This is a genomic window from Dialister sp. UBA1703 (genome assembly GCA_002320515.1).
GTDB lineage: Bacteria > Bacillota > Negativicutes > Veillonellales > Dialisteraceae > Dialister.
Genome location: DCJJ01000097.1, coordinates 1 through 4,356, shown reverse-complemented (window position 1 = coordinate 4,356; position 4,356 = coordinate 1). Strand labels below are relative to the sequence as shown.

Genomic DNA, 4,356 nt, shown 5'->3' with positions numbered 1-4,356 from the left:
CCTTACGAATCGTGTTCCCTTGCCACCCCTGTTCAGGGGGAAGAATAAAACACCGCGAAGCATTCCTTTCATAAGTCGCTCACAGCATAACGGAGCTTTATAGTCCCACTGTGAAGGTCCTGCATAGGACCTCCAAGTGGGGCGAAGTAAGGCGCCTAGCCTGCCCATTAAGGCGCTTTCCTTTTGCCGCCCCACCGAACTGCGGGGGGAAGGTGGTGGCGCCAGCCACCAAAGGGGGAAAACGCCGAAATGGTACGTGAAATATATGACTCGCTGTTTTTTCCCTCATATCTCTCGTTTTCCCTTGAGGGGAAATGCCACGTAGTGGCAAAAGGGTGTACGAGGGTAAGCATACCAATGGAACTCACCATCATTCACCGCGAACCAGCTTTGCCCGACTTGGCAATTCTATGCAGAATTGCCACCTAAGGAAGGGCCTGACGTTACGTGCTTCCCTTTGTGTCTCCAGTGGTGCATGACGAAGTGCCGGAGTCTCAGTCTTCCCCTTTCTTTTCCACCACGATATGGTACCCCGACGCTTTGGTAAGGCGGTTCATGATGGCGAGTCCCAAGCCTTTGTTGTCGGTGCCTTCTCCGATAATCTGGTCTACGGGATGTTTATTGAAGAAGAGAAGGCCGGAGAAAAGGTTATGGGCGAAGCTTTCCTGGCTGTCCCGGCTGCCCCATACGAAGACGGGAAGGTTTTTATCCAGTTTGTCTGCGATTTCACGGCTTACAAAGAAACCGTAGGTTTTATCCTTTTTATCAGCAAAGGATAAGATTTCCTTTTCCACTTCTTCCTGATTTCCTGTATACACGGTGAGCGGCGATGAGGGGGCGTAGTGCCTGTACTTCATGCCCGGCGCTTTCGGATGGGCGCTGCCGGTGGTGAGGGCGCTGTCCACTCTGGTGGGGGCGAAAGCGGAGAGCATTTCCAAGGTAATGCCGCCGGGGCGATAAATCACGATTTCTTCATTTTCAATGCCTATGACCGTGGATTCCACGCCGATACGGCAGGGGCCGTCGTCAATGATGGCTTCAATGCGTCCCTCCATATCATGGTACACGTCTTCTGCAGTGGTAGGGCTGGGCCTGGTGGAAATATTGGCACTGGGGCCGGAGACAGGTACGCCGGCTGCGCGGATGAGGGCTCTGGTGGCCTCGTTGGCAGGGCAGCGGATGGCGATGGTGTCAAGGCCGCCGGAAGTTTCCTTGGGGATGATGTCTTTCTTTGGAAATACGATGGTCAAAGGTCCCGGCCAGAAGGCATCCATGAGCTTTTCTTCCAGCGGTGTCACTTCTTTCACATACCGGGCCACTTCATCCTTATCTGCTACGTGGACAATGAGAGGATTGTCCGAGGGCCTGCCTTTGGCTGCATAGGTTTTTCTGGCTGCTTCTGCGTCAAGGGCATTGGCGCCAAGGCCGTAGACCGTTTCTGTGGGGAAGGAGACCAGTCCCCCTTCCCGGATAATGTTTCCCAGTTCAAAAACTTTATGGTTGAAATAATCTTCATCCACCGGTACGATTTCCGTTTTCATTCTTTCCCCTTCTTTCTGCAGTATACCGCTCTTTCAATGCCGCCATAATCTTCTATCACCTCAAAGGAATCAAATTTTCCGGATTCCTTCAGAAGGTTCACCACACTCTCTGCCTGATGAATGCCGAACTCCGCTGCCAGGAAACCGCCGTCCTTCAGATGATCCGCTGCTGTTTCCGCCAGTTTCCTGTAGAAATCAAGGCCGTCTTTCCCGCCGTCCAGAGCCAGCATCGGTTCGTGGCGCACTTCCTCCGCCAGTCCCCTTATATCGGCAGAGGGAATGTAGGGCGGATTGGTCAGGATGCCGTCAAACATTTCCCCTTCTTCCAGGGCGGTGAGGTAGTCTCCTTCCCGAAAAGCAGCGCGGTCATCGAGCTTCAGCCTTTTTCCGTTTTCTTCCGCCACTTTGAGGGCGTCGGGAGAAATATCCACGCCAATTCCGGTGTCTTCTTTACAGTAATAGAGGAAGCTTAAAAGAATGGCGCCGCTGCCGGTACCGAGATCTGCCACTTTGAGACCCGGTTCATTTCTGTGGTACTGGATTACCTTTTCCAGCCAGGTTTCCGTATCGGGACGGGGAATAAGCACCTTTTCATTCACATGGAAGGTAAGTCCCATGAATTCCTTTTCCCCGATGATGGCGGCGGTGGAAATGCCGCTCACCCTTTTCTTGATATATTCTCTGTACCGGGCCAGTTCCGACGGTTCTACAATCAGGTCAAAGTCCGTGTATAAGTAGATTCTCTGTTTATGAAGGACATGGGCCAGAAGCAGTTCCGCATCCAGCCGGGGAGAGTCCAGATGGTGCTGCTGGAAATAATGGGTGGTCCAGGTAAGCAGTTTCTTAATGGTCCAGATGGTATTACCGGCCATTGGCTTCCCCTTCTTTCATTCTTCTGGCCAGGTCTTCTTCCATAAGGCGGTCCAGGATGGGGTCCATGTTTCCGTTCATGAAATCGTCCAGCTGGTAAATGCTCATGTTCACGCGATGGTCCGTCACCCTTCCCTGAGGGTAATTATAGGTGCGGATGCGTTCAGACCGGTCACCGGAGCCTACCTGGCTCTTCCTGTCTGCCGCTTCCTTGCTGATGGATGCACGGAGAGCCTGGTCGTAGAGCCGGGATTTCAGAATCTGCAGTGCCTTTTCCTTGTTCTGCCGCTGGCTTCTTTCGTTCTGGCAGGTGACCACCATACCTGTGGGCAGATGGGTAATGCGGATGGCAGAGGAGGTCTTATTGATATGCTGTCCGCCGGCGCCGGAGGAACGGTACACATCGATACGAAGATCTTCCCTCTTGATGTCAATGTCCACATCTTCCGCTTCCGGAAGCACTGCCACGGTGACAGCGGAGGTATGAACCCGGCCCTGGCTTTCCGTCTCCGGTATACGCTGCACTCGATGCACACCGCTTTCAAATTTCAGGATGGAATAGGCATTCTTTCCTTCGATGGTGCAGGTCACTTCCTTGAAACCGCCCAGATCCGTTTCATTGGCATCGGCGATTTCCAGTTTCCAGCCCTTTCTTTCTGCAAACTTGATATACATCTTCAGAAGGTCTGCAGCAAAGAGAGCAGCCTCTTCTCCACCGGTACCGGCGCGGATTTCAAGGATAACGTTCTTGCCGTCATTGGGGTCCTTGGGAATAAGCATTTTATGGATTTCCAGATCCAGCTCTTCCATTTTCTTTTCATTTTCCTTCAGGTCTTCCTTGGCCAAATCATGCAGGTCAGCCTGGGATTTGTCTTCCAGAATCTCCTTTGCATCCTTCACCGCCTCGTCCGCTTCCTTGTACTCTCTGTACTTGGCCACAATGTCCCCCAGCTCCGCATGCTCCTTGGACAGGGCCCGCCATTTATTCTGGTCTGCAATAACAGAGGGGTCGCTGAGCTGGTCCTCCAGGGTCACATACCGGGCTTCCATGCCCTCCAGTTTACTCGTCTGCATCTGTTTACTCCTTTATTTGCAAATTCCATTTATTATGTATATATAATTATAAGTATATCACAGGGTAAAAATGGGCAGTAAAAAACAGGGCCTGCGCCCTGTTTTTTAGTCGGATGTTTTTCCGTAACGTTTGTTGAACTTTTCGATACGGCCGCGAGCCTTTCCGAAACGCTGCTGTCCTGTATAGAACGGATGGGATTTACTGCTGATATCAATATTGATCAGCGGATATTCATTGCCATCTTCCCATTTCACAGTCTGGTTGGAAGTAGCTGTAGAACGGGTCAGGAAAGAGTAGTCAGCACCGATATCACGGAAAACGACTGGATGATAATCCGGATGGATTCCCTTCTTCACTTGTTGCACCTCATTTCAAATACATAGATAATTCTTTGCTATTATAACAAACGGGCGCCTCGAATGCAAGGGATATTTTAATAAAAAGTGACTGCGGGGGAAGGAGCTTCTTCTACATATAGTCCCACTGCCTGCGGGGGGGTAGATGGTGATGCAGCACCAAAAGGGGGGGCGGGTCCTTTGGGCCCGAGGGTTGTGAGTGAAAAGGTTCTAAAGTTTGACCGGCCTGTCGGCCGGAGGGTTCTTAAGTTTGACATCCGCTTCGCGGCTGAGGGTTGCGGTGGCGGCTGACGCCGCAGTATAAAAAGGGGCGCGGCTGACGCCGCAGGTTGTGCAAAAGGGTTGTGTTTCAAGGGGCGAAGAAAGGTTCAAAGGGTTCAGAGGGTTCCCTCCCCCATTTATTGTCCCACCGCTTGCGGGGTAGCAAGGGAACTGGAGTCACTCCAGCGAACTGGATTCGTAGGGGAGCCTAAGCGACCTGAGAATCCAGTGAGTCGGTGATAGCCGTGCTGTA

4 protein-coding genes are annotated in these 4,356 nt (G+C 52.0%); all 4 read right to left on the bottom strand.

Going from position 1 to position 4,356, the window contains the following annotated elements; genetic code table 11:
- Positions 1-494: 494 nt before the first annotated feature.
- The 4 genes from B2Y11_RS04730 to B2Y11_RS04715 all read right to left on the bottom strand — a co-directional run bounded on the left by B2Y11_RS04730 (position 495) and on the right by B2Y11_RS04715 (position 3,842).
- The gene (locus B2Y11_RS04730; protein ID WP_291056832.1) at positions 495-1,541 is read right to left on the bottom strand and encodes an L-threonylcarbamoyladenylate synthase; all 1,047 of its coding nucleotides are present in this window, start codon (positions 1,539-1,541) and stop codon (positions 495-497) included.
- Positions 1,538-2,413: a peptide chain release factor N(5)-glutamine methyltransferase gene (gene prmC / locus B2Y11_RS04725; protein WP_291056831.1), complete on the bottom strand. Its 876-nt coding sequence runs from the start codon at positions 2,411-2,413 to the stop codon at positions 1,538-1,540. The genes B2Y11_RS04730 and prmC overlap by 4 nt, the downstream gene beginning before the upstream one ends.
- The gene (gene prfA / locus B2Y11_RS04720; RefSeq protein WP_291056829.1) at positions 2,403-3,485 is read right to left on the bottom strand and encodes a peptide chain release factor 1; all 1,083 of its coding nucleotides are present in this window, start codon (positions 3,483-3,485) and stop codon (positions 2,403-2,405) included. Before prfA ends, prmC begins: the two co-directional genes overlap by 11 nt.
- Positions 3,486-3,590: 105 nt before the next feature.
- Complete coding sequence (locus B2Y11_RS04715) at positions 3,591-3,842, bottom strand: type B 50S ribosomal protein L31 (protein ID WP_008858969.1); 252 nt, start codon at positions 3,840-3,842, stop codon at positions 3,591-3,593.
- Positions 3,843-4,356: the final 514 nt, after the last annotated feature.

Coding starts and splice junctions, on each gene's coding strand:
- B2Y11_RS04730 (WP_291056832.1), bottom strand. CDS start 1,541: ATGAAAACGGAAATCGTACCGGTGGATGAAGATTATTTCAACCATAAA.
- prmC (WP_291056831.1), bottom strand. CDS start 2,413: ATGGCCGGTAATACCATCTGGACCATTAAGAAACTGCTTACCTGGACC.
- prfA (WP_291056829.1), bottom strand. CDS start 3,485: ATGCAGACGAGTAAACTGGAGGGCATGGAAGCCCGGTATGTGACCCTG.